This is a genomic window from Duganella sp. Dugasp78 (assembly GCF_059491455.1).
The window spans coordinates 3,493,944-3,518,941 of record NZ_CP168506.1; the positions used below are offsets into that span (position 1 = coordinate 3,493,944).

Annotated in this window: 25 protein-coding genes; 20 read left to right on the forward strand and 5 right to left on the reverse strand. The window is 64.0% G+C overall.

Features of this window, described 5'->3' with window-relative positions; translation table 11 throughout:
- Window positions 1-25 precede the first annotated feature (25 nt).
- The gene (locus ACEN9O_RS15475; protein WP_495618393.1) at window positions 26-3,055 is read right to left on the reverse strand and encodes an Rne/Rng family ribonuclease; all 3,030 of its coding nucleotides are present in this window, start codon (window positions 3,053-3,055) and stop codon (window positions 26-28) included.
- 703 nt (window positions 3,056-3,758) lie between these two features.
- On the opposite strand from ACEN9O_RS15475, the gene ACEN9O_RS15480 reads away from it, so the two are divergent.
- Genes ACEN9O_RS15480 through ACEN9O_RS15495 form a run of 4 tightly spaced genes read left to right on the forward strand, consistent with a single transcriptional unit; the run spans window position 3,759 to window position 6,881 of the window.
- Entirely contained in the window at window positions 3,759-4,757 is a 999-nt protein-coding gene (locus ACEN9O_RS15480) for an RluA family pseudouridine synthase (protein WP_495618394.1), read from the forward strand.
- A 48-nt stretch (window positions 4,758-4,805) separates the two neighbouring features.
- Window positions 4,806-5,465: an HAD-IIIA family hydrolase gene (locus ACEN9O_RS15485; RefSeq protein WP_495618395.1), complete on the forward strand. Its 660-nt coding sequence runs from the start codon at window positions 4,806-4,808 to the stop codon at window positions 5,463-5,465.
- Window positions 5,465-5,836, forward strand: a complete 372-nt coding sequence (locus tag ACEN9O_RS15490; protein ID WP_495618396.1) for a Rieske (2Fe-2S) protein — start codon at window positions 5,465-5,467, stop codon at window positions 5,834-5,836. The genes ACEN9O_RS15485 and ACEN9O_RS15490 overlap by 1 nt, the downstream gene beginning before the upstream one ends.
- A 19-nt stretch (window positions 5,837-5,855) precedes the next feature.
- Window positions 5,856-6,881 carry a S49 family peptidase gene (locus tag ACEN9O_RS15495; protein WP_495618397.1) on the forward strand — a complete coding sequence of 342 codons (1,026 nt, stop codon included), beginning with the start codon at window positions 5,856-5,858 and terminating at the stop codon, window positions 6,879-6,881.
- A 208-nt stretch (window positions 6,882-7,089) separates the two neighbouring features.
- On the opposite strand, the gene ACEN9O_RS15500 is transcribed toward ACEN9O_RS15495, so the two are convergent.
- Complete coding sequence (locus tag ACEN9O_RS15500) at window positions 7,090-7,380, reverse strand: hypothetical protein (RefSeq protein ID WP_495618398.1); 291 nt, start codon at window positions 7,378-7,380, stop codon at window positions 7,090-7,092.
- A gap of 170 nt (window positions 7,381-7,550) precedes the next feature.
- On the opposite strand from ACEN9O_RS15500, the gene ACEN9O_RS15505 reads away from it, so the two are divergent.
- The 10 genes from ACEN9O_RS15505 to motD all read left to right on the forward strand — a co-directional run bounded on the left by ACEN9O_RS15505 (window position 7,551) and on the right by motD (window position 18,356).
- Complete coding sequence (locus ACEN9O_RS15505; RefSeq protein ID WP_495618399.1) at window positions 7,551-8,270, forward strand: pseudouridine synthase; 720 nt, start codon at window positions 7,551-7,553, stop codon at window positions 8,268-8,270.
- Window positions 8,267-9,277 carry a fumarylacetoacetate hydrolase family protein gene (locus ACEN9O_RS15510; protein ID WP_495618400.1) on the forward strand — a complete coding sequence of 337 codons (1,011 nt, stop codon included), beginning with the start codon at window positions 8,267-8,269 and terminating at the stop codon, window positions 9,275-9,277. The genes ACEN9O_RS15505 and ACEN9O_RS15510 overlap by 4 nt, the downstream gene beginning before the upstream one ends.
- Window positions 9,278-9,384: 107 nt before the next feature.
- Window positions 9,385-10,566 (forward strand): flagellar biosynthesis protein FlhB, encoded by a 1,182-nt coding sequence (flhB, locus tag ACEN9O_RS15515; protein WP_495618401.1) that lies wholly within the window; start codon window positions 9,385-9,387, stop codon window positions 10,564-10,566.
- Window positions 10,563-12,683 (forward strand): flagellar biosynthesis protein FlhA, encoded by a 2,121-nt coding sequence (gene flhA / locus ACEN9O_RS15520; RefSeq protein ID WP_495618402.1) that lies wholly within the window; start codon window positions 10,563-10,565, stop codon window positions 12,681-12,683. The genes flhB and flhA overlap by 4 nt, the downstream gene beginning before the upstream one ends.
- 49 nt (window positions 12,684-12,732) lie before the next feature.
- Window positions 12,733-13,704 (forward strand): DUF4351 domain-containing protein, encoded by a 972-nt coding sequence (locus ACEN9O_RS15525; protein WP_495618403.1) that lies wholly within the window; start codon window positions 12,733-12,735, stop codon window positions 13,702-13,704.
- Window positions 13,705-13,854: 150 nt separating this feature from the next.
- Window positions 13,855-15,291, forward strand: a complete 1,437-nt coding sequence (gene flhF / locus ACEN9O_RS15530) for a flagellar biosynthesis GTPase FlhF (RefSeq protein WP_495618404.1) — start codon at window positions 13,855-13,857, stop codon at window positions 15,289-15,291.
- Window positions 15,284-16,081, forward strand: a complete 798-nt coding sequence (locus tag ACEN9O_RS15535) for a MinD/ParA family ATP-binding protein (RefSeq protein WP_495612784.1) — start codon at window positions 15,284-15,286, stop codon at window positions 16,079-16,081. Before flhF ends, ACEN9O_RS15535 begins: the two co-directional genes overlap by 8 nt.
- Window positions 16,082-16,124: 43 nt before the next feature.
- Window positions 16,125-16,856: an RNA polymerase sigma factor FliA gene (locus ACEN9O_RS15540; RefSeq protein WP_161082781.1), complete on the forward strand. Its 732-nt coding sequence runs from the start codon at window positions 16,125-16,127 to the stop codon at window positions 16,854-16,856.
- Entirely contained in the window at window positions 16,838-17,584 is a 747-nt protein-coding gene (locus tag ACEN9O_RS15545) for a flagellar motor protein (RefSeq protein WP_495612785.1), read from the forward strand. Before ACEN9O_RS15540 ends, ACEN9O_RS15545 begins: the two co-directional genes overlap by 19 nt.
- Before the next feature lies 1 nt (window position 17,585).
- Window positions 17,586-18,356: a flagellar motor protein MotD gene (gene motD / locus ACEN9O_RS15550; protein WP_495612786.1), complete on the forward strand. Its 771-nt coding sequence runs from the start codon at window positions 17,586-17,588 to the stop codon at window positions 18,354-18,356.
- 100 nt (window positions 18,357-18,456) lie between these two features.
- Here motD and ACEN9O_RS15555 read toward each other — a convergent pair whose 3' ends face one another.
- The 3 genes from ACEN9O_RS15555 to flgA form a co-directional block, all read right to left on the reverse strand.
- Window positions 18,457-18,933 (reverse strand): flagella synthesis protein FlgN, encoded by a 477-nt coding sequence (locus ACEN9O_RS15555; protein ID WP_495612787.1) that lies wholly within the window; start codon window positions 18,931-18,933, stop codon window positions 18,457-18,459.
- Window positions 18,934-18,940: 7 nt separating this feature from the next.
- Window positions 18,941-19,252 carry a flagellar biosynthesis anti-sigma factor FlgM gene (gene flgM, locus ACEN9O_RS15560; RefSeq protein ID WP_495612788.1) on the reverse strand — a complete coding sequence of 104 codons (312 nt, stop codon included), beginning with the start codon at window positions 19,250-19,252 and terminating at the stop codon, window positions 18,941-18,943.
- A gap of 108 nt (window positions 19,253-19,360) precedes the next feature.
- Window positions 19,361-20,071 (reverse strand): flagellar basal body P-ring formation chaperone FlgA, encoded by a 711-nt coding sequence (gene flgA, locus ACEN9O_RS15565; RefSeq protein WP_495612789.1) that lies wholly within the window; start codon window positions 20,069-20,071, stop codon window positions 19,361-19,363.
- Between the two features lie 158 nt (window positions 20,072-20,229).
- Here flgA and flgB point away from each other — a divergent pair, with 158 nt between their 5' ends.
- The 6 genes from flgB to flgG all read left to right on the forward strand — a co-directional run bounded on the left by flgB (window position 20,230) and on the right by flgG (window position 24,996).
- Window positions 20,230-20,655, forward strand: a complete 426-nt coding sequence (gene flgB, locus ACEN9O_RS15570) for a flagellar basal body rod protein FlgB (RefSeq protein ID WP_495612790.1) — start codon at window positions 20,230-20,232, stop codon at window positions 20,653-20,655.
- Window positions 20,656-20,657: 2 nt separating this feature from the next.
- Entirely contained in the window at window positions 20,658-21,065 is a 408-nt protein-coding gene (flgC, locus tag ACEN9O_RS15575) for a flagellar basal body rod protein FlgC (protein WP_026334163.1), read from the forward strand.
- Window positions 21,066-21,081: 16 nt separating this feature from the next.
- Window positions 21,082-21,783: a flagellar hook assembly protein FlgD gene (locus tag ACEN9O_RS15580; RefSeq protein ID WP_495612791.1), complete on the forward strand. Its 702-nt coding sequence runs from the start codon at window positions 21,082-21,084 to the stop codon at window positions 21,781-21,783.
- A 37-nt stretch (window positions 21,784-21,820) separates the two neighbouring features.
- On the forward strand, window positions 21,821-23,380 hold the full coding sequence (locus tag ACEN9O_RS15585) for a flagellar hook protein FlgE (RefSeq protein ID WP_495612792.1): 1,560 nt from the start codon (window positions 21,821-21,823) through the stop codon (window positions 23,378-23,380).
- An 11-nt stretch (window positions 23,381-23,391) separates the two neighbouring features.
- Window positions 23,392-24,132 (forward strand): flagellar basal-body rod protein FlgF, encoded by a 741-nt coding sequence (gene flgF / locus ACEN9O_RS15590; RefSeq protein ID WP_495612793.1) that lies wholly within the window; start codon window positions 23,392-23,394, stop codon window positions 24,130-24,132.
- Between the two features lie 81 nt (window positions 24,133-24,213).
- Entirely contained in the window at window positions 24,214-24,996 is a 783-nt protein-coding gene (flgG, locus tag ACEN9O_RS15595; protein ID WP_008451365.1) for a flagellar basal-body rod protein FlgG, read from the forward strand.
- Window positions 24,997-24,998: the final 2 nt, after the last annotated feature.

Genomic DNA, 24,998 nt, shown 5'->3' on the forward strand with positions numbered 1-24,998 from the left:
TTTTTGGTCTTGCGGTCCGCTGCGATTAGCGGCGGGTGTCCACCTGGACCAGCGGCTCGTCATTTTGCGGTGGCAACGGCTTGCGTTCGCGAGGAACGCGGGCTGGTGCTACCGCCTTGGCGGCGGCTTCCTGCGCGGCGCGCAGCTTGGCTGGATCGGTGGCTGCCAGCGTCAGGCCGGCGGAGCCGAGCACTGCTTGCAGGTCGATCGGGGCCGATGGCGCAACCGGCGCTGGTGCTGGTGCTGCGACCGGCGCAGGCGCAGGCGTTGCGGCGACCGGAGCGACTGGCTCGGCATGCACTGGCGCTGCAACCGGGGCAGGAGCTGGCGTTGGGGCAGGAGCCGGTGCCGGCGCCGCTGCGACCGGCGCGGCTTCCACCACGACTGGTGCGGCAACTTCCACCACGGCCGGCGCTACCGCGACGACTGGCTCGGCCACTGGCGCTTCGACCGGCGCTGCTGGTGCTTCCACCACGACAGCGACTGGCTCGGCGGCGACTGGCGCTGCTTCGACCACAGGCGCTTCAACAACTGGCGCTGGTTCCGGTGCAACGATAGCCGCAACGACTGGCTCGGCGACCGGTGCTTCAGCAAGCACTGGCGCGGCGGCGACTGGTGCCACCACGGCCGGCGCTTCCACCGCCTCGGCGGCTGCCGGAGCAACGGCTGCCTCGGCGGCTGGCGCGCTGAAGCTCAGGACGATCTGCTCGCCTTGCTCACCAGCTTCGCCTGCGGCCGCTTCCTGGCCTTCCGCGCCTTCCACACCTTCGGTGCCGTCACGGTCGCGACGATTGCGGTTGCGGCCGCCACGACGACGACGACGACGCGGCTCTTCACCGTCCACCGCTGCTTCGTTTTCCTCACCTTCCGGGCCGGTGCTCGGCGCGGTTTTCAGGATGCTGGTGGCCGCTTCGGTCACCGGGCCGGTCGACGGCACGCCGACGTTCAGCGCCAATTCTTCAACCTTGGCTTCGACTGGCGCTTTCTCGCCGCGTGGTTCACGCGGAGGACGCGGGGTGCGCTCTGCGCGCTCCGGACGTTCTGCGCGTTCGCGTGGCGCCTGGCCTTCCGCTGCCTGGTTCTCACGCGGTTCGCGTGGCTCGCGCGGTGGACGCGGTGGACGTGCCGGACGGCCGTTGGCGTCGGCTGCTTTCGCTTCGTCCTGGGCTGGACGCGCTGCGCCTGGTTCGCGCTCTTCGCGCTCGCCACGGCCTGCGCCCTTGCCGTTACGGTTGCGGCCACGCGGGCCACGCGCGTTGCGGTCGCCACGGTCGCCGGCCGGCGCCTTGACCACGATGGTCGGCTGCTGCGGCAGGGCCGTCGGCGCCGGTTTCGGGCTCAGGAAGCTGAACAGCTTGGCGAAGAAACCTTGCTCGGCCGGCGCTGGCGCCGGGGCCGGTGCTGGCTTGATGACGGTCTCGGTCGGCTTGCGCTCGACCAGCGGTGCAGGCTGGTCCGGAGTGATGGTCTTGACCATGGCTTCCTGGCGCGGCTTGGCTTCTTCCTTCTGGCGCTTGCTGTAGGCCATGTCGGTTTCGGCTTGCTCGGCCAGCGAGTAGCTCGCCTGGCTGTCTTCCAGACGCGGATCGTCGTGCTTGATGCGCTCGAGCTTGTAGTGCGGGGTTTCCAGGTGCTTGTTCGGCACCAGGATGATGCTGATGCGGTGGCGGGTCTCGATCTTGAGCACTTCGCCGCGCTTTTCGTTCAGCAGGAAGGCTGCCACGTCCACCGGAACCTGCACGTGGATGGTGGCCGAGTTTTCCTTCATCGCCTCTTCCTGGATGATGCGCAGGACTTGCAGGGCCGACGATTCGGTGTCACGGATATGGCCGGTGCCGGAGCAGCGCGGGCAGGTCACGTGCGAGCCTTCGGACAGCGACGGACGCAGGCGCTGGCGCGACAGTTCCATCAGGCCGAAGCGGGAAATCTTGCCCATCTGGACGCGGGCGCGGTCGTGGTGCAGCGCGTCTTTCAGGCGCTGTTCGACTTCGCGCTGGTTCTTGGCCACTTCCATGTCGATGAAGTCGATCACGATCAGGCCGCCCAGGTCGCGCAGGCGCAGCTGGCGGGCCACTTCTTCGGCCGCTTCGCAGTTGGTGTTGAAGGCGGTGGTCTCGATGTCCGAGCCGCGGGTGGCGCGGGCCGAGTTGACGTCGACCGAGACCAGCGCTTCGGTGTGGTCGATCACGATGGCGCCGCCCGATGGCAGCGGCACGGTGCGGCTGTAGGCGGTTTCGATCTGGTGCTCGATCTGGAAGCGGGAGAACAGCGGCACGTCGTCGCTGTAGCGCTTGACGCGGTGCACCATGTCCGGCATCACGTGGCTCATGAACTGGTGAGCTTGTTCGTAGATGTCGTCGGTGTCGATCAGGATCTCGCCGATGTCAGGCTGGAAGTAATCGCGGATGGCGCGGATCACCAGCGACGATTCCTGGTAGATCAGGAAGGCGCCCGAGGCCGACTTGCCGGCGCCTTCGATCGCGCGCCACAGTTGCATCAGGTAGTTCAAGTCCCACTGCAGTTCATCGACGTTGCGGCCGATGCCGGCGGTGCGGGCAATCACAGACATGCCTGGCGGCAAGTCCAGCTTGTCCATGGTTTCGCGCAGTTCCTGGCGCTCTTCACCTTCGACACGGCGGGATACACCACCACCGCGCGGGTTGTTCGGCATCAGGACCAGGTAGCGGCCGGCCAGCGAGACGAAGGAGGTCAGGGCGGCGCCCTTGTTGCCGCGCTCTTCCTTTTCGACCTGGACCATGATTTCCTGGCCTTCGCGCAGCGCTTCCTTGACGGAGGCGTTACGGACATCCACGCCTTCGCGGAAGTAAGTGCGTGCTACTTCCTTGAATGGCAGGAAACCGTGGCGATCTTCGCCGTAGCTGACGAAGCAAGCTTCCAGCGACGGCTCGATGCGGGTGATCACGCCTTTGTAGATATTGGATTTGCGCTGTTCGCGGCCGGCGGTTTCGATGTCGATATCGATCAGTTTCTGACCGTCGACGATCGCTACGCGCAGTTCTTCTTGCTGCGTAGCATTAAACAACATGCGTTTCATTTTTATTAACTCCGCGACCCGTAGGTCATCTCTGTGCCGCTCGGTTTCTTAGACCGAGGCAGCGTGGTACAGGGATATACGCGAGAATTAATGTGATTGCGGTGGGTATGCCCATCCTGTGCGGCGCAGCAACGCGAACGAAAACATCCGTATTGCGACCGCAACTGGGCGCATGAGTCGATCGACATGCCGAGTGCTCGCATCACCTGCAACTCATCCATGCGGCCCCTACGGACGGCAGAGAAATGCAGGCGGTGAGCAACGTCGCTGAGAGCCAAATCCTGACCAGGCTTACGTACTACAAGTATCGCAACTTCGCGAAGATACAATGCTTCAGGCTTGTTTCAGCCGTCCATCGAGCTTGCAGCAAAGCATGGGGTCTGGCGAAAACGGCAAGCGTTATCAACTTCATCAACCGGCCAGCTCGACCTAGGCCAAGCTGGCCGGACTTTATCCTTACAATCCAACCATATTAATTCAGCATCCCTGCCGACATCCGATTACAACAACGGTGCAACCTTGATTCCTGCAGGGGTGGTGCGTATACATTTTTTCCTCTGAATTTGCAATTTGGCGAGGCCAGTGGAGACGCCCCTGTGTAAAATGTGCTTTTATTCTTACACTTGCCGCAGATGGAAGCGCAGCGAAACAATTATATATTCAAAATGAAGGACTTAGAGAGATTTCTGGGAAGACAGAGCAAATGAAGCAACAAAAAGATGTTATCCCACCTTCAACAACCCAGGTTGGCCTGCCGGTTCCGCTGCAAGCACAGTTCGTCACCATCACTGAAGAAGAAGCAGGTCAGCGCATCGACAACTACCTGCTGCGCGTCTGCAAGGGCGTGCCGAAGAGCCACGTCTATCGTATTCTGCGGTCGGGCGAGGTGCGCGTTAACAAGGGCCGCATCGACCAGTTGTACCGTCTGGTACAGGGTGATATCGTGCGTATTCCGCCGGTGCGCATCGCCGAGAAGGCCGATACCGCGCATGTGCCGGCGGCCGAATTCAAGGTCATTTTCGAGGACGCCCACCTGCTGGTGATCGACAAGCCGGCCGGCGTGGCCGTGCATGGCGGCTCCGGCGTGTCGTTCGGCGTGATCGAGCAGTTGCGCGCCTCCCGTCCGGACGCCAAGTTCCTGGAGCTGGTGCACCGCCTGGACCGCGACACCTCCGGTTTGCTGTTGTTGGCGAAGAAACGTTCGGCGCTGACCAATCTGCACGAGCAGATGCGCGACGGCCACACCGACAAGCGCTACCTGACGATGGTGGCGGGCGACTGGAAAAACGCGCGCCAGCATATCAAGCTGCCGCTGCACAAATACACCACCGCCGACGGCGAGCGCCGCGTGGCCGTGCAGGCCGAGGGCATGCCTTCGCACACGGTGTTCACGCTGCTGAAGAAGTTCCAGGACTTTGCGCTGCTGGAGGCCGAACTGAAGACCGGGCGCACGCACCAGATCCGCGTCCACCTGTCATCTTCTGGCTTCGCCATCCTGGGTGACGACAAATACGGCGATTTTGCGCTGAACCGCGTCTTGCTGAAAGCCGATGCCACGCGTGGCGCACTCAAGCGCATGTTCCTGCACGCCCATCAGATTACCTTTACGCATCCGGATTCCGGCAAAATCATGACACTGAACGCGCCATTGGCCGCCGAATGTGAGCGATTCTTGCTAAGCTTGGGGAAACCTCTTAACTAATCGCAAATATTATTGAAGGAGCCGGCCAGCGCTAGCAGGCCGGAATACATGGCAAGAAAGCAATTTGATCTGATCGTCTTCGATTGGGATGGAACGTTGATGGATTCCACATCAACGATCGTGAAATGCATACAGGCGGCGGCCAGGGACTTGTCCCTGCCGATACCCCGTGACGACGTTGCCGCCCATGTGATCGGCCTCGGCCTGCACGAAGCCATGCAGGCGGTATTGCCGGAGATCGATCCGTCCTACTATCCGCGCATGGTGGAACGTTACCGCTATCATTTCCTGTCGCGCGATCACGAGCTGACCCTGTTCCCCGGCGTGCACGACATGCTGACGGAGTTGACGCAGAACGGCTATTTCCTGGCGGTGGCCACCGGCAAGAGCCGGGTAGGCCTGAATCGTGCCATGAACGATGTCAAGCTGTTGTCGATGTTTGATGCCACCCGTTGCGCGGACGAAACCTTCTCCAAGCCCCATCCCGCCATGTTGCAGGAGCTGACGCGGGAATTGGGTCAGGATATGCGCCGTACCGTGATGATCGGCGATACTTCGCATGATTTGCTGATGGCGAACAATGCCGGCGCGTCCGCCATCGCGGTGCAGTATGGCGCCCATCCGGTCGACCAGTTGGCGGCCTGCAACCCGCTGTATTCGGCCGCCACGGTGGCCGAGCTGCATCAATGGCTGAGCGAGCACGCATAATGGCCGATGAGGAAATCCTGATCTGCGCCGCCGACGCCGTGCTGGAAGGCGGCAAGGGCGTGCGCTTCCTGGTGACCGCGGGCGGCGATGACGGCACCGGCTTTGTGGTGCGCTACGGCGGCAAGGCCTATGCCTACCTGAACCGCTGCGCCCACGTGCCGATCGAACTGGACTGGGCAGAAGGCGAGTTCTTCGAGTCCAGCGGGCTGTACCTGATGTGTTCCACCCACGGCGCGATCTATGCGCCGGAAAGCGGTTTTTGCGCCGGCGGACCGTGCAAAGGCGGACGTTTGCGCCCGATCAGCGTGGTCGAGCGCGATCAGCAGATTTTCTGGCAACCGGATGACTACGTGCGCCCCGCGCGCGCCTGACTGTGACAAGACGAGAACTATGAGCGATAACACTAGCGAAAACGACGGCAACAGCGCCGAAAAACCAGTATCCGCGCCTGTCGCGCCGGCCAAGGCGGGCGTCACCGCGTCCAATTGGGAGCGCGAGGTGCTGGAAAAGCTGGTGTTTGCCACGCTCAAGGAACAGAAGGCGGCGCGCCGCTGGGGCATTTTCTTCAAGGCCGTGACCTTGCTGGTAATCGTGGTCGGGTTGAGCGCTTACCTGGATATCAGCTGGACCGGTTCCGAGGAAACCCTGGGCCGACACACGGCCCTGATCGAGATCGAAGGCGCGATCGAGTCGGAGGGCAGCGGCGCCGCCTCGGTGGTGATTCCGGCGCTGAACAAGGCGTTTTCCGACAGCGGCTCGGTGGCGGTGGTGATGCATATTAATAGTCCGGGGGGCAGCCCGGTGCAGGCCGGCATGATCGTCGACGAGATGGTGCGCCTGCGCAAGGGCTATCCGGCCAAGCCGCTGTATGTGGTGGTCGATGAGATCTGCGCCTCCGGCTGCTACTACATCGCCGCCGGCGCCGACCGCATCTACGTCAACAAGGCCAGCATCATCGGCTCGATCGGCGTACTGATGGACGGCTTCGGCTTCACCGGCATCATGGAAAAAGTCGGCGTCGAGCGGCGCCTGCTGACCGCCGGCGAAAACAAGGGCTTCATGGACCCGTTCAGCCCGCTGACCGAAAAGCACAAGCAGCACGCGCAGACCATGCTCAACGAGATACACCAGCAATTCATCCAGGTGGTGCGCAACGGCCGCGGCAAGCGCCTGAAGGAAACCCCGGAAATGTTCTCCGGCCTGTTCTGGACTGGCGCCAAGTCCATCGACATGGGCCTGGCCGACGCCTTCGGCACCGTCGACAGCGTGGCGCGCGACGTGGTCAAGGCGGAAGACATCATCGACTACACCCAGCATGAAGGCTTGCCGGAGCGCGTGCTGAAGAAATTCGGCGCGGCGATGGGCGCCGGCGCGGTCAAATCGGCGATGGATAACGGCAAGCCCAGCCTGCGTTAGGCGGGTGGCGAGGCAGGCTGGCCGTTAGTCGCAGTGATCGCATCACTGGACTGCCGATTAACATTATCAATCCAGCCTTTTTCATGCTTGCATATCCAACCGGGTGGACTATAGTGGTGTTGTAGTTCTTTCCAAGGGGGGCCGATATAAACAGTTTATCTTGTTGTCAGCACGATCTTGTTCAGTTTGATGGAACTACTCAGCTGCATCATTGATGCGGAGTAGAGAGAATTTCGATTCCTCGTAAAGAGTCCTGTGATGGGGCTGAAAACAGCGGCGCAATGCCGCTGTTTTCAATTTCGGCGTCGCTTTGTGCGAAGCCGCCGGCGTCCAGCCAGGCCAGGAATTGCGCTTGTCGGGCGGCATGCCAGTGCTCCAGTGTGCCAGCGGGCGTGGCGTCCGCAGGCAGGCCACTGCGGCAGCGCGCCAGCAGCAGTTCGGTTCTGTGCGTGGCGGCCTGTTCTTGGGCTGCGGTTGTAACGGAGAGTAAGGTAGACATGGTAAGTCCTGATCCTAATGGACTAGGCGGATTCCTAGCGCAAATTCAGTTTATCAACAGAATTGGCGCGAGGATTGATCTATATCAAGGTTGACTGCTGTCTAGTATGCATGCTGCGCCGCAACAAAACCTGCCTTCCCGCTGCCATCGGCATCCTGTAAAATCCGGCCATGAGTAAACTATCCCTAGACCGCATCCTGCAATCGCAGGGTTACGGCACCCGCAAGTATTGCCGCTCCCTCATCGAGGACGGCGAAGTCAGCATCGGCGGCGTGGTGCATGACAACTACAAAGCCAGCATCGAGACCGATGGCCTGGTGCTGACCATCTTCGACGAAGAATGGGTCTACCGCGAACACCTGTACATCGCGCTCAACAAGCCGGCCAATTTCGAATGCTCGCGCAAGCCCAGCCACCATCCCGGCGTGCTGACCCTGCTGCCTGAGCAGTTCAGCTGGCGCGAAGTGCAGCCGGTCGGCCGCCTCGACCACGACACCACCGGCATGCTGCTGATGTCGGACGACGGCCCCTTCATCCACGCGCAATCGTCGCCCAAGCGCCATGTGCCGAAGATTTACCAGGCCACCACGCAGGACCCGGTGACCGACGAGCTGGTGGCGCAATTGCTGTCCGGCGTGCAGCTGCACGACGAGCCGGCGCCGCTGGCGGCGCAGACCTGCGTCAAGCGTGGTGAGCATCAGCTGGAAATCGTGCTGGAGCAGGGCAAGTATCACCAGGTCAAGCGCATGCTGGCGGCCGCCGGCAACCATTGCAGCGCCTTGCACCGTTCCGCCATCGGCACGCTGACGCTGGAGTCGCTGGGCATCGCCGAAGGCGAGTGGTGCTACCTGACGGCTGAACAACTGGCGCTGTTGGCGCCCGCCGCATGAAGCTGGCAACGCTGAAGGACGGCACCCGCGACGGCCAGCTGATGGTGGTGTCGCGCGACCTCAAGACCGCGCAACTGGCCGACGGCGTGGCGCGCACCCTGCAGCGCGCGCTGGACGACTGGAGCTTCATCGCGCCGCAGCTCGACACCATCTACCAGGAGCTCAACCAGGGCCGCGCGCGCCGCAGCTTCGAGTTCGAGCCGGGCAACTGCATGGCGCCGCTGCCGCGCGCCTTCCAGTGGGCCGACGGCTCGGCCTACGTCAACCATGTCGAGCTGGTGCGCAAGGCGCGCGGCGCCGAGCTGCCGCCGTCGTTCTGGGAAGATCCGCTGATGTACCAGGGCGGCAGCGACGATTTCCTCGGGCCGACCGACGATATCGAACTGTTCCACGAGGAGTGGGGCATCGACTTCGAGGCCGAGGTGGCGGTGGTCACCGACGACGTGACCATGGGCGCGACGCCGGACCAGGCGCACCAGCGCATCCGCCTGCTGATGCTGGCCAACGATGTCTCGCTGCGCAACCTGATCCCGGACGAGCTGGCCAAGGGCTTCGGCTTTGTCCAGGCCAAGCCGGCCACCAGCTTCTCGCCGGTGGCGGTCACGCCGGACGAGCTGGGCGACGCCTGGAAGGGCGGCAAGGTCCATCTGCCCTTGCTGTCGACCTGGAACGGCAAGCTGGTCGGCAAGCCGCAGGCCGGCGTCGACATGGTGTTCAACTTCCCGCAGCTGATCGCCCACCTGGCCAAGTCGCGCAATGTGCGCGCCGGCAGCATCATCGGCTCCGGCACGGTGTCCAACAAGGATGCCAAGCGCGGCTATTCCTGCATCGCCGAGCAGCGCTGCCTGGAGACCATCGCCGGCGGCGCGCCGCTCACGCCGTACATGGCGTTCGGCGATACCATCCGCATCGAAATGCTCAACGGCGACGGCAAATCCGTGTTCGGCGCCATCGAGCAGGCCGTCAAGCAGGCCGTCGCCGAGCCGATCGGCCGGAAATTGCCGTAAGGAATCTACGAGCAGGGCTGGAAATACCGCCGTATTCCGGCGATGGCCCGGCCCTGTCGCGCCCGATAATGGCACGGTCGAGATAAACCCCGCAGCAGGCAGATTCCATGGCAGAAGACAGCGACGCAGAAAAGACCGAACCCGCGTCAGCGAAGCGCCTCGAGCAGGCGCGTGAAGAGGGCGACGTTCCCCGCTCGCGGGAAGTGGCGACGTTTACCGTGCTGATGGCGGCCGGCGCCGGCCTGTGGATGACCGGCGACGGGCTGATACGCCAGCTCAATGCCGCCCTGGTGTCCGGCCTGACCCTGAACCAGGAACAAATCTTCGATGCCGACATCCTGCTCAACCGCATCCTGGTCGACGTGGTGCGGGTGCTGATCGCCTGCCTGCCGCTGGGCATCGCGGTGATGATCGTGGCGCTGGCGTCGCCGCTGCTGGTGGGCGGCTGGCTGTTCAGCGGCAAGGCCATCGCGCCCAACTTCAATAAACTCAATCCCGCCAACGGTCTCGGCAATATGTTCTCGTCCAACTCGCTGGTCGAGCTGTTCAAGGCGGTGGCCAAGGCGCTGGTGGTCGGCCTGGTGGCCTGGCTGGTGGTGATGAAGCAGAAGGACGCCGTGATCGGCCTGGCGGTGGAGCCGCTCAAGCTGGGCATGGTGCACCTGTTCAATATGCTGGGCAGCAGCTTCCTGTTCATCGTCGGCGCGCTGGGCCTGATCGCCGCCATCGACGGTCCCTACCAGATGTGGCACTACGCGAACAAGCTGAAGATGACCCGCCAGGAGCTGATCCAGGAATCCAAGGAATCCGACGGCAACCCGCAGATCAAGGCCAAGATCCGCCAGCTGCAGCGCGAGATGGCCAAGCGCCGCATGATGGCCGACGTGCCGACCGCCGACGTGGTGGTGACCAACCCGACCCACTACGCGGTGGCGCTGAAGTACAGCGACGGCATGCGCGGCGCGCCGAAGGTGGTGGCCAAGGGCACCGACGAGGTGGCGGCCAAGATCCGCGAGATCGCCAAAGAACACAAGGTGACGATGCTGGAAGCGCCGGCGCTGGCGCGTGCGCTGCACAAGCACACCGAGATCGGCGACGAGATTCCGGAAGCGTTGTACTCGGCCGTGGCCGAGGTGCTGGCCTATGTGTTCCAGCTGCGCATGTTCAGCAAGGGCGGCGGCAACCGTCCGGATATACCGAAGCAACTCGATGTGCCGCCTGAGCTCGATCCGCTCAACCCCGCATCGCAAAAGAAGAAACCCGACTTGAATAACGGAGCACCCGCATGAACGCCCTGAGCAACCTGAAACTGCCGCCGTGGCTGCAAGGCCTGGCCAACAGCCGCAACAAGAGCAGCCTGGCCGCGCCTATCCTGATCATCATGCTGCTGGCGATGATGGTGCTGCCGTTGCCGGCCTTCGTGCTCGACATCTTCTTCAGCTTTAACATCGCACTGGCGGTGATCGTGCTGCTGACCAGCCTGTACACGGTCAAGCCGCTGGACTTCATGGCCTTCCCGACCATCCTGCTGGTGTCGACCATGCTGCGCCTGTCGCTGAACGTGGCCTCGACCCGCGTGGTGCTGACCGAGGGCCACACCGGCGCCGACGCCGCCGGTAAGGTGATCGAGGCCTTCGGCCACTTCCTGATCGGCGGTAACTACACGGTCGGTATCGTGGTCTTCATTATTTTGACGATCATTAACTTCACCGTGGTGACCAAGGGTGCGGGCCGTATCGCCGAGGTGGGCGCGCGTTTCGCCCTGGATGCGATGCCGGGTAAGCAGATGGCGATCGACGCCGACCTCAACGCCGGCCTGATCGGCGAGGCCGACGCCCGCAAGCGCCGCAGCGAAGTGGCGCAGGAAGCGGAGTTCTACGGCGCCATGGACGGTGCCAGCAAATACGTGCGTGGCGACGCCGTGGCCGGCATCCTGGTCACGGTGATCAACGTGGTCGGCGGCCTGCTGGTCGGCCTGCTGCAGCACGACCTGAGCTTTGCCGACGCGCTGAAGAACTACACGCTGCTGGCCATCGGTGACGGCCTGGTGGCGCAGATCCCGTCGCTGGTGATTTCGACCGCGGCCGGTATCGTGGTGTCGCGCGTGGCCAGCGAGCAGGACATCGGCACCCAGGTGGTGGGGCAGTTGTTCGCCAAGCCGCAGGTGCTGTACATCACCGCCGCCATCATCGGCGGCATGGGGCTGATCCCCGGCATGCCCAACCTGGTGTTCCTGCTGCTGGCCAGCGTGCTCGCCGGCTCGGCCTGGCTGATGACGCGCAAGGCCGAGGCCGGCAAGACCGCCGAGGTGGCTGCGGCCGAAGCGGCCGCCGCACCGGCCGCCGCGCCGGAGCAGGAAGAGGCCAGCTGGCAGGACATCATGCCGGTCGATACGCTGGGCCTGGAAGTGGGCTATCGCCTGATCCCGCTGGTGGACAAGACCCAGGGCGGCGAGCTGCTCAAGCGCATCAAGGGCATCCGCAAGAAGTTCGCGCAGGAGGTGGGCTTCCTGGCGCCGCCGGTGCATATCCGCGACAACCTGGAGTTGAAGCCGTCGGCCTACCGCATCACGCTCAAGGGCGTGGAGGTGGGCACGGGCGAGGCCTTCAACGGCCAGTTCCTGGCGATCAATCCGGGCATGGCCAGCGGCACCTTGCCGGGCATGGCGACCACCGATCCGGCCTTCGGCCTGCCGGCCACCTGGATCGACGCCAACCTGCGCGACCAGGCGCAGGGCATGGGCTACACGGTGGTCGACGCCGGCACGGTGGTGGCCACGCATTTGAATCACCTGATCACGACCCACGCTTCCGAGTTGCTGGGCCGGGCCGAAGTGCAGTCGCTGCTGGATCACCTGGGCAAGGACGCGCCCAAGCTGGTGGAGGACCTGGTGCCGAAGATGGTGTCGCTGTCGACCCTGCAGAAGGTGCTGCAGAACCTGCTGATGGAAGGCGTGCACATCCGCGACATGCGCTCCATCATCGAGACGCTGGCCGAGCACGCCGTGCATACGCAGGACCCGAGCGACCTGACCGCGCTGGTGCGCATCGCGCTGGGCCGCGCCATCGTGCAGCAGCTGTTCCCTGGCGCCAGCGAGTTGTCGGTGATGACGCTGGATAATCGCCTGGAGCGCTTGCTGATGCAGGCGCTGGCGGCCAGCGGTCCGGACGGCGCCGGCATCGAGCCGGGGCTGGCCGACACCATCGCCCAGCAGGCGCAGCAGGCGGCGCAGCAGCAGGAGGCGCTGGGCTTGACGCCGGTGCTGCTGGTGCCGGGGCCGCTGCGGGCCTTGCTGTCGCGCTTCCTGCGCCGCGCCCTGCCGCAGCTGAAGGTGCTGTCGCATGCGGAGATCCCGGAGACCAAGACCATCCGCGTGACAGCGCTGGTGGGGCAGCAGCCGGCCTAAGTTTGAGCGGATCGCGGATGCATCCATGCGGGCGGCCTAGACTGCTCGCATGGACGCCGACGATTTCGATACGCCGTGGAAGGAAGTGGTCATGCACCACTTTCCGGAGTTCATGGCGTTCTACTTTCCCCTTGCGCATGCTGCGATCGACTGGTCGCGGCAGCATACTTTTCTCGATCAGGAATTCGGCGCGTTGACGCGCGATGCCGAGCTGGGCAAGCGCCTGCTCGACAAGCTGGTCAGCGTGCATCTGCATGATGGCAGCGAGCAGTGGGTGTTGGTGCATCTGGAGGTGCAGGGCTGGCGCGATGTGCGGTTTGCCGAGCGCATGTTTGTCTACAATTATCGTGTCTATGATCGCTACCAGCGACCGGTCGCCAGCCTGGCGCTGCTGACCGATGGTGGTTCGCGATGGCGGCCTGGATCGTTTGGCTATAGGCTGCTGGGCTGTGAAATGAAGATTGAATTTCCAGTCGTGAAGCTGCTCGATTTTTCCGGCCGCATCGACGAACTGCATGTGCATCCGAATCCTTTTGCATTGGTGACGGTGGCGCATCTTCAGGCGCAGCAAACCAAGGGGAATGCCCATCGGCGGCGTATCGCCAAATGGCAGCTCACTAAGCTTCTGTATCAGCGTGACTGGGACAAGCAGCGTATCATCAATTTGTACCGGGTGATCGACTGGATCATGCGTTTGCCGGAGGGGCTTGAGGCGCGTTTGCGATCCGGAATGTTGCAGATTGAAAGGAGGAAGGCCATGACTTATTTGTCTTCTATCGAACGCATTGGAATGGAAATCGGCAGGAAGGAAGGCTTGAAAGAAGGTCGGCAAGAAGGCCGGCAAGAAGGCAGGCAGGAAGGGTGGGTCGAGGTGCTCACTGAGCTGCTGACACAACGCTTCGGCCCGCTGGATGCGCCGGTGCAGGCGCGCATCGCCGGGGCTGAGGTGCCGCAGCTGTCCACGTGGGCGCGCAACTTTGTCGACGCCACCTCGCTGGACGAGGTTTTCCGCGCCAGTTAAGCCGCCTCGGCCGCAATGGCGAAATGCGGCCGATTTGCCCCCCTGTTCCTCGGATCGTTTCCAGAGTGCATCGTCAATAATGGCACTGTCAGCGTAAAGGCGTTTCATCCGGAAGACGCATTGCCTGACTTAGACTCCTGAGAGCCGGCCATGAACGTCAAAAAATTTACCGCACCGACTTCCCGCGAGGCGCTGCGCAAAGTCCGCGAATCGCTCGGCCCCGATGCCGTGATCCTGTCCAATCGCCAGGCCGACGGCGGCGTTGAAATCCTCGCCCTCGCCAACGACGATGCCGCCTCGCTGGCCATGCCGGCGCCACATTCGCCGATGGCCGAACCGGCACCGTCGCTCGACCTGAACACCGCCGTGCCGCAAGGCCGCGCCGAGCCGCGCCTGGAACAGCGCATGGAGCCGCGCCTCGAATCGCATACCCCAACCGCAACTCCGGCGCCAGCCACCCTGCCAGCGCAACCGGTGCGCCGCGTGGTGGCGTCCGCCTCGTCGTTCGCCAGCGCCACCAAGGCGGCAGCCGCTGCACCAGCACCAGCGCCGGCCAAGCCGCTGGTGGATGCCGACCAGATCGCCGCCATGGTCAGCGCAGCCGTCGCCAGCGCCAAGCAAAACGCCGCCGCCGAGATGCAGGGCATGATGAGCGAGATCCGCGCCATGCGCGGCATGATGGAAACCCAGCTGGCCGAAATCTCCTGGGGCACCACGCAGGCGCGCGAGCCGCAGAAGGCCGCCGTGCTGCGCGAGATGCTGGCGGCCGGCTTCTCGGCCAGCCTGGCGCGCTACCTGATCGAAAAACTGCCGGCCAACCGCGACGCCGCCGACAGCCTGCGCTGGATCAAGAATGTCCTGACCCGCAACCTGCAAACCATGGCCAACGAAGACGCGCTGATCGAGCAGGGCGGGGTGTTCGCGCTGGTCGGCCCGACCGGCGTCGGCAAGACCACCAGCACCGCCAAGCTGGCCGCGCGCTGCGTGATGCGCCATGGCCCGGACAAGCTGGCCCTGATCACCACCGACGCCTATCGTATCGGCGCCCACGAGCAGCTGCGCATCTACGGCAAGATCCTCGGCGTGATGGTGCACTCGGTGAAGGACGAGGCCGACCTGCGCATCGCCCTCAAGGAACTGAAGAACAAGCACACCGTGCTGATCGACACGGTCGGCGTCAGCCAGCGCGACCAGATGGTGACCGAGCAGGTATCGATGCTGCAAGGCGCCGGCGCCGACGTCAAGCGCCTGCTGTGCCTGAACGCCACGGCCACCCAGGAAACCCTGAACGAAGTGGTGCGCGCCTACCAGGGCAGCGGCCTGGCCGGCTGCATCATGACCAAGCTGGACGAGGCGGCCGCCATCGGCAATGTGCTCGACGTGGTGATCCGCCAAAAACTCAATCTGTTCTACGTGTCGAACGGCCAGCGCGTGCCGGAAGACCTGCACCTGGCCGATCCGGCCTACCTGATCGACCGCGCTTTCAAATTGAAACGCGATGTCGTCAACACCCAATACCTGGATGCCGAACTGCCTCTGCTGATGAGCAACGGCGAACCAGCAATGCGCGAGGTGCACCTTGGCTAATTTCGATTTCGACCAGGCGGAGGGACTGCGCCGCATGCTGGCGGGGCCCAAGCCCCGCATCGTCACCTTCCTGTCGGCCACGCCGCAGGACGACAAGGGCGCCATGCTGGTCAACCTGGGCGCCTCGCTGGCCCGTGCCGGCAACGACGTGCTGCTGGTCGACGCCTGCGCCAGCGCCCACGGCGTGGCCTCGCGCCTGGGCGTGGACGGCGGCGCCAGCCTGCTCAACGTGGCGCGCCAGGAATGCGCGCTGAACCAGGTGATCCACCAGGTGCCGCAAGGCTTCGCTGTGGCGTCGATGACACGCGGCCTGCCGCGCAACGGCCCGGACGAGACGCGCCGCCTGGCCAAGGCCTTCGACGTGCTGGCCAAGCAGACCGGCATCGTCATCGTCGACGGCGAGTTCGACGGCGTGGCCTTCCCGGTGCCGGTCATGGCCAGCTCGGAAATCGTGGTGCAGGTGTCGAATAGCGCTACCTCGATCAAGGCCGCGTACAGTATGATCAAGCGCCTGAACCAGGAGCTGGGTCGCCGGCCGTTTGGAATTCTGGTCACCGGGGCTTCCGAATCTGAAGCAAAGGTGGTATACGATAATATGGCACAGGCAGCCAGCCGATACCTCGCGGTGAATCTCGTTTCGATGGGCTCGGTGCCGGCGGACGAATACCTGCAACGCGCGGCACGCTTGGGGCGTGCGGTGGTCGATGCGTTTCCGCTGGCCGGGGCCTCGGTCGCGTTTCGTCAACTGGCGGGGCGCTTCGCGCTGGCGGGCTCGCCATCTTTCCGTTAAGGGAGCATGACAATTTTAGCGCTTAATCAATAATAAACAGGCTATGTACACGGTCAAAGGGAAAGCGGACAAGGATTCTTTGCTGACGGAGCATATGCCGTTGGTCAAGCGCCTGGCCCATCACATGAAGGCGAAACTGCCGCCCAGCGTCGAAGTCGACGATCTGGTGCAAGCCGGGATGATCGGCCTGCTCGACGCCATCAGCCGTTACGAAGAAACGCATGGCGCCCAGTTCGAAACCTACGCCGTGCTGCGCATCCGCGGCGCCATGCTCGACGAGCTGCGCAACAGCGACTGGCTGCCGCGCTCGATGCGCCAGAACATGCGCAAGATCGAGACCGCGATGAGCACGCTGCAGCAGCGCCTCGGCCATCCGCCGACCGAGTCGGAAGTGGCCAAGATGCTCAAGCTGTCGCTGGCCGACTATCAGGAAATGCTGTCCGATGGCGGCGGCCACCAGCTGGTGTACTACGAAGATTTTCACGACGACGACGGCAACGACAGCTTCCTCGACCGCTACTGCTCGGACGAGGAGAGCGACCCGCTGCGCTCGCTGCTGGACGGCGACTTCCGCCAGGCCGTGATCGACGCCATCGACGCGCTGCCGCCGCGCGAAAAAATCCTGATGGGGCTGTACTACGAAGAGGAGCTCAACTTGAAAGAAATCGGCGCCGTGATGGGCGTATCGGAATCGCGCGTATCGCAGCTGCATACGCAGGCCGTGGCGCGTCTGCGCGCCTCACTCCGGGAGCGGTCTTGGACTGGGCCAGCGTAGCCGGGGTGCTGCTGGCGCTGGCCGGCATCGTGGTCGGCCAGACGCTCGAAGGCGGCAAGCTGGCGTCGTTGCTGCAGCCGGCCGCGTTTGCGATCGTCGTGATCGGCACCTTCGGCGCGGTGATGTTGCAGACCCGTTTCAAAACCTTTCTGCACGGCGTGCGGATGCTGCGGCTGGTGTTCGCGCCGCCGGCCGACACCCGCGCCGTGCTGGCGCGCGACATCAACGCCTGGAACCTGGCGGCGCGCCGCGACGGCCTGCTGTCGCTGGAGCGCTATATGCTCGCCTCCAAGGACAAGTTCAACACCAAGGGCCTGCGCCTGATCGTCGACGGCATCAACCCCGACAAGCTGCGCCAGATCCTCGACACCGAAATCACCGCCTACGAAACGGAAGAGCGCCAGGCGGTGCGCATCTGGGAATCGGCGGCCGGCTATTCGCCCACCATCGGCATCCTGGGCGCGGTGCTGGGCCTGATCCACGTGATGGAAAACCTGTCCGATCCCAGCAAGCTCGGTTCCGGCATCGCGGTGGCCTTCGTGTCGACCATCTACGGCGTCGGCCTGGCCAACCTGTTCTTCTATCCGATCGCCAACAAGCTCAAGGCCATCGTCACGCAGGCGGTGCACCAGCAGGAAATCGCCGCCGCCGTGTTCTACGACATCGCCACCGGCGACCACACGCGCGTCATCGACGAACGCATCGCCACGCTGATGCGGGAACACTGACATGCAGAACCGGCGCGCCCGCAGGAAGTTCGACGACGAACCGGAAAACCACGAGCGCTGGCTGATCTCCTACGCCGACTTCATCACGCTGCTGTTCGCGTTCTTCGTTGTCATGTATGCGATTTCGGTGGTCAATATCGGCCGCTACAAGGTGCTGTCGGTGGCGCTGGGCGATGCCTTCGGCGGCGCCGGCTCGGCCAAGCCGGTCAACACCGAAGTGCCCAACCTGCCCATCCCCAATCCCAACCTGCGCCGCCACGCCGAGCTGCTGCGCAAGGAAAAGACCCAGATGACCAAGCTGGCGCAGGACTTGTTGTCCACGCTGGCGCCGCTGGTCAAGGAGGGCAAGGTGCGCGTCACGCAGAACAGCCGCGGCGTCAGCGTCGAGATCAATGCCTCGGTGCTGTTCGATCCGGGCGACGCAAGGCTGACCAATGAATCGACCGAAGCCTTGCGCGCCGTCGCCGGCCTGCTGAAGAACGACGATCACAAGGTGCAGGTCGAAGGCCACACCGATAACCAGCCGATCCGCAACACGCTGTTCCCGTCCAACTGGGAATTGTCGGCGGTGCGCGCCAGCAGCGTGGTGCGGCTGTTCATCGACGCCGGCGTGGCGCCGGAGCGCCTGACGGCGGTGGGCTTCAGCTCGAATGTGCCGGTGGCGCCGAACGACAATCCGATCGGCCGCGCGCGCAATCGCCGCGTGGCGGTCACGATCTTGTCCGGGATGCCGGATACGGTAACGGAAGTGCCGACGCCGGCGTTGCCTTGATTGTTCCCCCGCGTGCCTAAGTAGATACGCTGGCCGCGCCGCTTAGGGGTCGGACCCCGACGGGGTCCGACCCCGCTTGGCCGTGCGGGGTGAAAGCGGATCAGCCGGCCAGGAAGCCGCGGCTGCGGGGCAGGGACGTGGACAGGCCGCCAGGGCCGTAGAAGTTGTTCGCGGCCGCCGTTTGCGGACGCAGCGCTTGCAGCGCGCCTTGCGTGTGGTTCATCTGCTTGTTGATCAGCATGCCGTTGATGCGGTTCAGCTCCTTGGCTTCGCGCGCATGATGCTGCAGCGCTTGCCACAGGGCGGCCGCTTCGGTGGCTTCGGCGCCGCTGGCGGCAACCCAGGCATCCATGCCGGCTTCCTCGGCCGGGTAACCGGCCTTGCCCAGGGCGCGGTGGCGCTGGGCCGACAACAGGGTCATCTGCGTGACCAGTGCCGATTTCTTGGTGGTGACCGCCGTCAGGCCGTCGATTTCCGCCGCCACCAGACACTGCTGCTCCTGCTTCAGGACGCCCAGCAGGGTCGTCATGATGTGTTCTTCTTCGCGCAGGCTGTTCAGCGGGGTAGCGGTTGACATGGTGGACCTATCGTTTGCGAGAGTGCAGCAGATCCTTGACTGTGTCCAGCAAGCCATCCGCTACTTTTTCCGAGTTGACCTGGAACTGACCGTCGGCGATTGCCAGCTTGATGCGCTCGACTTTTTTGGTGTCGAACACCGCGCTGCCGCCGGCCGCACTGGCCGCCAATGCCTGGCCTTGCGGCGACAGGCGCACGTTGTCGGACGTCGCCGGCGTCGCCGGGGCTGCCGCCTTGTCCGCGCCGCGCGCAGTCGAGGTGGAAGCGGGCGACGACGACGGCAAGCCGGTCGTGCTCTTCAATGTATCGTTAATTTTCACAGCATCATCCTTCTCTGGTAGGAGTACGAAACTCCGGGATCTGAGTATGTAACGGCGGCCAAGGCCAAAACTTTAGCTTTGCCGTACTTCAAGACCCCTGGCGTTCGATCAAAACGCCACTTCCACCAGCCCGCCTGCCTTGGCGATCCCGGTGATTTGTTGCCCACCGGAAGTTTTTACCTGGACTACCTGGCCGTCGCCGGCCGTGCTCATGGCGCGCGCCTCGGCCGACACGCTGAAGCCGTTGCCGCTGGAAACGAGCCGCACCAGCTGGCCCGATTGCACCACCGGCTTGCTGCGCAGCGTGTCGAGGCGCAGCGGCGTGCCCGGCGGCAGCGAGATATTGGTGCTGCGGCCGATCACCTGGCCCATGTCGGTGGCTATCCCGGCAGGCAATGTTGTCAAATCGCCCTTCAGGGTCACCAGCTGGCCGGCCTCGATGGTCTGGCCCTGGGCCAGCGGCGCGGCGCTGGCGATGTAGTCGCCGACCACGGTGACCGTGGCTTGAATATATACCGTCCAGGCCGCCGGTGTCGCACAGCGCACGCCGACCGTGGTCTTGCCCCAGGCGCGCGCGCCGGGCATGAAGAAGGCTTGCGGATAGTCGCAGGCGGCCAGGTTCATGCGCGGGTCGACGGCGCCGACGGCGACCGTGACCTGGCCAGGCAGGCCGCCGCTTTGTACTTGCAGGAACTGTTCGACGGTGCGCTTGAGCGCGGCCGCGTCCTGGCGCAGCGGCGCGGCTTGCTGAGTCTGAGCCTGAGCTTGGGCCGCCGGCAGCAGGGCCAGCAGGGCGGCAGTGATGAGCAGTCGTTTCATGGTGTGAGAGTCCCCTTCAATGTTGCCATCATAGTCTGGCGGCCTGGACTTGAAGCCCTGAATAGGACCGAAAAGCGCTGTCTTCTCGCTCGATGGTTACCACAAGCAACTCCGTATCATCGATCCTGTCATAACAAGTGCGTCCATTGGGAGCTGCCATGGTTGGGAAACTCGACGATTATCTGCGCTTTAACGAAGCCGCGCTGGGCCTGCGCTCTCAGCGGCAGAGCGTGCTCGCCTCGAACATCGCCAACGGCGACACGCCCAATTACAAGGCCCGCGACATCGATTTCTCCAGCGCCATGCAGGCCGCGCTGGACAAGGCCAGCCCCAGCGCCAACGCCACGCTGAAGATCACGGCCAGCAAGCATTACCCCAACCCTCCGCAAGACGGCACCACCATGGCGGACGGCACGCCGCTGCTGTACCGCGGCGTGGTGCAGGGCGCGGTCGACGGCAACACGGTCGACATGGACGTCGAGCGCAACCAGTTCGCCGACAACGCCATCCGCTACGAGGCTGGCATCACCGCAATCAACGCCCAGATCAAGAACATGATGGCGGCGATACAGGGAGGTAACTGATCATGTCGCTGTTTAATATCTTTAATGTTTCCGGCTCGGCCATGAGCGCCCAGGCGCAGCGCCTGAACGTGGTGGCCTCCAACCTGGCCAATGCCGACAGCGCCACCAGCGCCAGCGGCGAGGCCTACCGCGCGCGCCAGGTGGTGTTCGAAGCGACCACGCCGGCCGACGGCGGCGCCGCCACTGGCGTGCGCGTCAAGCAGGTGGTGGAAGACCAGTCGCCGATGAAGCAGATGTACGACCCCAAGCATCCGATGGCGGACGACAAGGGCTATGTGACTATGCCCAACGTGAACGTGGTGGACGAGATGGTCAACATGCTGTCGGCCTCGCGTTCCTACCAGACCAACGTCGAGACCATGAACGCGGCCAAGACGCTGTTGCTCAAAACCCTGACCATCGGCCAGTAATTTTTAAGAGGACATCATGACTATCAGCGCAGTGATCGACACGCCCGTGGCGGCGCCGCTCAACACCACCGGCAGCACCGGCACCAAGTCCACCGACGACGTCGGCGCCGACCAGGACAAGTTCATGAAGCTGCTGGTGACGCAGCTGAAGAACCAGGACCCACTGAACCCGATGGACAACGCGGCCATGACCAGCCAGCTGGCCCAGCTGTCGACGGTGACCGGCATCAACAAGGTCAACGCCACGCTGGAGTCGCTGCGTACCGACCAGGCCGCCTCGCAATCGCTGACCGCCACCAACCTGATCGGCAAGGGCGTGCTGGTGTCGGGCAAGGGCGTCGACCTGTCGACCAGCACCGACAGCGCCGGCAAGACCACCAGCACCAGCGTGTTCGGCATCGACCTGGCCTCGCCGGCCGAGAGCGTGACGATCTCGATCCAGGACAAGAGCGGCGCCGTGGTGCGCACCATGAACATGAAGAGCACCGACGTCGGCACCTACCCGATCACCTGGGACGGCACCACCGACGCCAAGACCGCCGCGCCGGCCGGCAGCTACACCTTCACCGTCAAGGCGGTCAGCGCCGGCAAGACCCTGACCGACGCCTCGCCGCTGCAACTGGCGGCCGTGGCCAGCGTGTCGACCGGCAGCGGCGGGGTCAAACTGAACACCTCGCTCGGACAGTTCGCGATGTCCGATGTTAAAGAAGTTTTGTAACGCAGTTCACACGTCATACCTAGCATAGGGGAATACCATGTTCCAACAAGGACTTAGCGGCCTGAACGCAGCATCCAAATCGCTGGACGTTATCGGCAACAACATCGCCAACGCCAGCACCGTTGGTTTCAAGGGCTCGCAGGCGCAGTTTGCGGACCTGTACGCCAATTCGCTGAACGGCGTGTCGGGCAACAACCCTGGCATCGGTGCGACCACCGCCAAGCTGGCCCAGCAATTCACGCAGGGGAATATCGAGACCAGCAACAATCCGCTGGACATCTCGATCAACGGCGGCGGCTTCTTCCGCGAAGTGGTCAACGGCGCGGTGCAGTACTCGCGCAACGGCCAGTTCCACGAAGATAACACCCACACGCTGATCAACGCCCAGGGCGCGCAGCTGACCGGCTATCTGTCGAACTCGGCCGGCGTGATCCAGCTGGGCGCGCCGGTGCCGCTGACGCTGGACAAGTCGGACCTGACGCCGGTGCAAACCACCACCGCCAACTTCCAGCTGAACCTGAGCTCGGCCGAGAAGGTGCCGGCCACGATCCCGTTCGACGCCGGCGATCCGACCAGCTACAACAAGCAGACCGTGCTCAACGTGTACGACAGCCTGGGCACCTCGCACATCATGACGACTTACTACGTCAAGACCGATGCCAATACCTGGGACGTGTACGCGGCGGCCGACAACAAGGAAATCGTCTCGGCCGGTGTGGCAGCGGCGATCAACTCCGATCAGCCCACGCTCGACGCGCGTCTGGTGTACAACGACGCGGTGCGCGCGACGCCGCCGGACCCGCTCGTCATCGCCCAGGCCGCTGCGCAATATGCGATTGCCGCCGGCGCCGCGATGACCACCGCCGCCAGCACGCCACCGGCTGCCGCCTCCCAGGCGCAGCTCGATGCGTTGGCAGCCGCCCTGACTGCGCTCGATCCGACCAGCAGCGGTTCCATCACCGGCATGACGCCGGACCAGATCAACGCCAAGCTGGCCGCCGCCATCACCGTGCCGGCCGTCAAAGCCGGTACGCTGCTGTTCAGCAAGACCGGCGTGCTGGACCCGGAGGCGATGGCCTTGATGGTGCCGACGCCGCAAACGCTGCCGTTCAACATCCAGCTGCCGATCTTCCCGGACACGGGCGCGCAGCAGCCGATGACGGTCGCCACCACCTTCGACAAGACCACCCAGTACGGCAGCGTCACCAACGACCTGGGCTCGGTGCAGAACGGTTATTCGGCCGGCTCGTGGCAGCGTTACGCCATCGACGCCAACGGCGTGATCCTGGGCCAGTACAGCAACGGCAAGTCGCGCCCGATGGGGCAGATCGCGATGGCCAACTTCGCCAGCGTCGACGGCCTGACCCCGCTGGGCAACAACGCCTGGGCGGAAAGCTCGGCCTCCGGCACGCCTAGCGTCGGCGTGCCAAACGCCGGCTCGATGGGGGCGTTGCGGGCCAGCTCGGTCGAAGTGTCGAACGTCGACCTGACGGCCGAACTGGTCAACATGATCACCGCGCAGCGCGTCTACCAGGCCAATGCGCAGACCATCAAGACCGAGGATTCGGTGCTGCAGACCTTGGTCAACCTGCGGTAATCGAGTAAGCCATGGACCGCCTGGTTTATACCGCGATGACAGGTGCGCGGCACGTGATGGATCAGCAAGCCACCGTTGCCAACAACCTGTCCAACGCCACCACCACCGGCTTCCGCGCCCAGCTCGATACCTTCCGGGCGGTGCCGGTGGTGTCGGACGGCTTGCAGACGCGCGCCTTCGTGGTCAACTCCACGGTGGGCGCGGACATGCGCGCCGGCCCGATCCAGACCACCGGCCGCGCGCTGGACATCGCGGTGCGCGACCAGGGCTGGATCGCGGTGCAGTCGGCCGACGGTTCGGAAGCCTACACCCGCAACGGCAGCCTGAAGGTCAGCGAGAACGGCCTGCTGCAAACCACCAGCGGCCAGACCTTGGTGGGCGACGGCGGCCCGATCGCCATCCCGCCCGACACCACGGTGATGGTGGCCGGCGACGGCACGGTCAGCACCATCTCCACCGATTTCAAGCCTGGCCCGGCCAACGTGCTGGGGCGGATCAAGCTGGTCAATCCGGACCCCAAGAGCCTGGTGCGCGGCGACGACGGCCTGTTCCGGCAGCTCAGCGGCACGCCGGCCGACAATGATCCGGCGGTGCGCGTGGTGGACGGCGCGCTGGAGGGCAGCAACGTCAATCCGGTCGATTCCATGGTCAACATGATCAGTCTGGCAAGGCAGTTCGAGATGCAAATGAGTTTGCTGAAGAACGCCGAGAATAACGCCGCAAAAGCCACCCAGATCCTCGCTTTGAGTTGATGCCCTCTCCCGCATAATGATTGCGTGGGATGAGTAGCTGTCGCTTTTGGCAGCTCCCGTCCAAGCAACGGGAGAAGCATCATGATACGTTCACTGTGGATCGCCAAGACTGGCATGGAAGCGCAACAGACCGCGCTCGATGTCACGTCCAACAACCTGGCCAACGTCAGCACCAACGGCTTCAAGAAATCGCGCGCGGTGTTCGAGGATCTGCTGTACCAGAACATCCGCCAGCCGGGCGGCCAGTCGTCGCAGCAGACCAACCTGCCGTCGGGCATGCAGCTGGGCACCGGCGTGCGTCCGGTGGCGATCGAACGGGTGCACACCCAGGGCAACCCGCAGTCGACCGGCAACGACAAGGACCTGATGGTCAACGGCAACGGCTTCTTCAACGTGCTGCTGCCGGACGGCACCACCGCCTACACCCGCGACGGCTCCTTCCAGCGCGACAACAACGGCCAGATGGTCACCTCCAGCGGCTTCGTGCTGCAGCCGGCCATCACCATCCCGATCACCGCGCAATCGATCACCGTGGGCCGCGACGGCACCGTTTCGGTCACGCTGCCGGGCCAGGTGGCGCCGCAGCAGATCGGCAGCATCCAGCTGTCGACCTTCATCAACCCGACCGGGCTGGAATCGAAGGGCGAGAACCTGTACGTCGAGACCGGCGCCTCCGGCAATCCGCAGACCAACACCCCCGGCACCAACGGCACCGGCGTCATCCTGCAAGGCTATGTGGAAACCTCGAACGTCAACGTGGTCGAGGAGATGGTCAATATGATCCAGACCCAGCGCGCCTATGAGATCAACTCGAAGGCCATCACCACCTCCGACCAGATGCTGGCCAAGCTGTCGCAGATGTAAGG

What these genes read in the sequence shown, in the direction of transcription:
- ACEN9O_RS15475 (WP_495618393.1), bottom strand. Translation starts at nt 3,055, where the DNA reads ATGAAACGCATGTTGTTTAATGCTACGCAGCAAGAAGAACTGCGCGTA.
- ACEN9O_RS15480 (WP_495618394.1), top strand. Translation starts at nt 3,759, where the DNA reads ATGAAGCAACAAAAAGATGTTATCCCACCTTCAACAACCCAGGTTGGC.
- ACEN9O_RS15485 (WP_495618395.1), top strand. Translation starts at nt 4,806, where the DNA reads ATGGCAAGAAAGCAATTTGATCTGATCGTCTTCGATTGGGATGGAACG.
- ACEN9O_RS15490 (WP_495618396.1), top strand. Translation starts at nt 5,465, where the DNA reads ATGGCCGATGAGGAAATCCTGATCTGCGCCGCCGACGCCGTGCTGGAA.
- ACEN9O_RS15495 (WP_495618397.1), top strand. Translation starts at nt 5,856, where the DNA reads ATGAGCGATAACACTAGCGAAAACGACGGCAACAGCGCCGAAAAACCA.
- ACEN9O_RS15500 (WP_495618398.1), bottom strand. Translation starts at nt 7,380, where the DNA reads ATGTCTACCTTACTCTCCGTTACAACCGCAGCCCAAGAACAGGCCGCC.
- ACEN9O_RS15505 (WP_495618399.1), top strand. Translation starts at nt 7,551, where the DNA reads ATGAGTAAACTATCCCTAGACCGCATCCTGCAATCGCAGGGTTACGGC.
- ACEN9O_RS15510 (WP_495618400.1), top strand. Translation starts at nt 8,267, where the DNA reads ATGAAGCTGGCAACGCTGAAGGACGGCACCCGCGACGGCCAGCTGATG.
- flhB (WP_495618401.1), top strand. Translation starts at nt 9,385, where the DNA reads ATGGCAGAAGACAGCGACGCAGAAAAGACCGAACCCGCGTCAGCGAAG.
- flhA (WP_495618402.1), top strand. Translation starts at nt 10,563, where the DNA reads ATGAACGCCCTGAGCAACCTGAAACTGCCGCCGTGGCTGCAAGGCCTG.
- ACEN9O_RS15525 (WP_495618403.1), top strand. Translation starts at nt 12,733, where the DNA reads ATGGACGCCGACGATTTCGATACGCCGTGGAAGGAAGTGGTCATGCAC.
- flhF (WP_495618404.1), top strand. Translation starts at nt 13,855, where the DNA reads ATGAACGTCAAAAAATTTACCGCACCGACTTCCCGCGAGGCGCTGCGC.
- ACEN9O_RS15540 (WP_161082781.1), top strand. Translation starts at nt 16,125, where the DNA reads ATGTACACGGTCAAAGGGAAAGCGGACAAGGATTCTTTGCTGACGGAG.
- motD (WP_495612786.1), top strand. Translation starts at nt 17,586, where the DNA reads ATGCAGAACCGGCGCGCCCGCAGGAAGTTCGACGACGAACCGGAAAAC.
- ACEN9O_RS15555 (WP_495612787.1), bottom strand. Translation starts at nt 18,933, where the DNA reads ATGTCAACCGCTACCCCGCTGAACAGCCTGCGCGAAGAAGAACACATC.
- flgA (WP_495612789.1), bottom strand. Translation starts at nt 20,071, where the DNA reads ATGAAACGACTGCTCATCACTGCCGCCCTGCTGGCCCTGCTGCCGGCG.
- flgB (WP_495612790.1), top strand. Translation starts at nt 20,230, where the DNA reads ATGGTTGGGAAACTCGACGATTATCTGCGCTTTAACGAAGCCGCGCTG.
- flgC (WP_026334163.1), top strand. Translation starts at nt 20,658, where the DNA reads ATGTCGCTGTTTAATATCTTTAATGTTTCCGGCTCGGCCATGAGCGCC.
- ACEN9O_RS15580 (WP_495612791.1), top strand. Translation starts at nt 21,082, where the DNA reads ATGACTATCAGCGCAGTGATCGACACGCCCGTGGCGGCGCCGCTCAAC.
- ACEN9O_RS15585 (WP_495612792.1), top strand. Translation starts at nt 21,821, where the DNA reads ATGTTCCAACAAGGACTTAGCGGCCTGAACGCAGCATCCAAATCGCTG.
- flgF (WP_495612793.1), top strand. Translation starts at nt 23,392, where the DNA reads ATGGACCGCCTGGTTTATACCGCGATGACAGGTGCGCGGCACGTGATG.
- flgG (WP_008451365.1), top strand. Translation starts at nt 24,214, where the DNA reads ATGATACGTTCACTGTGGATCGCCAAGACTGGCATGGAAGCGCAACAG.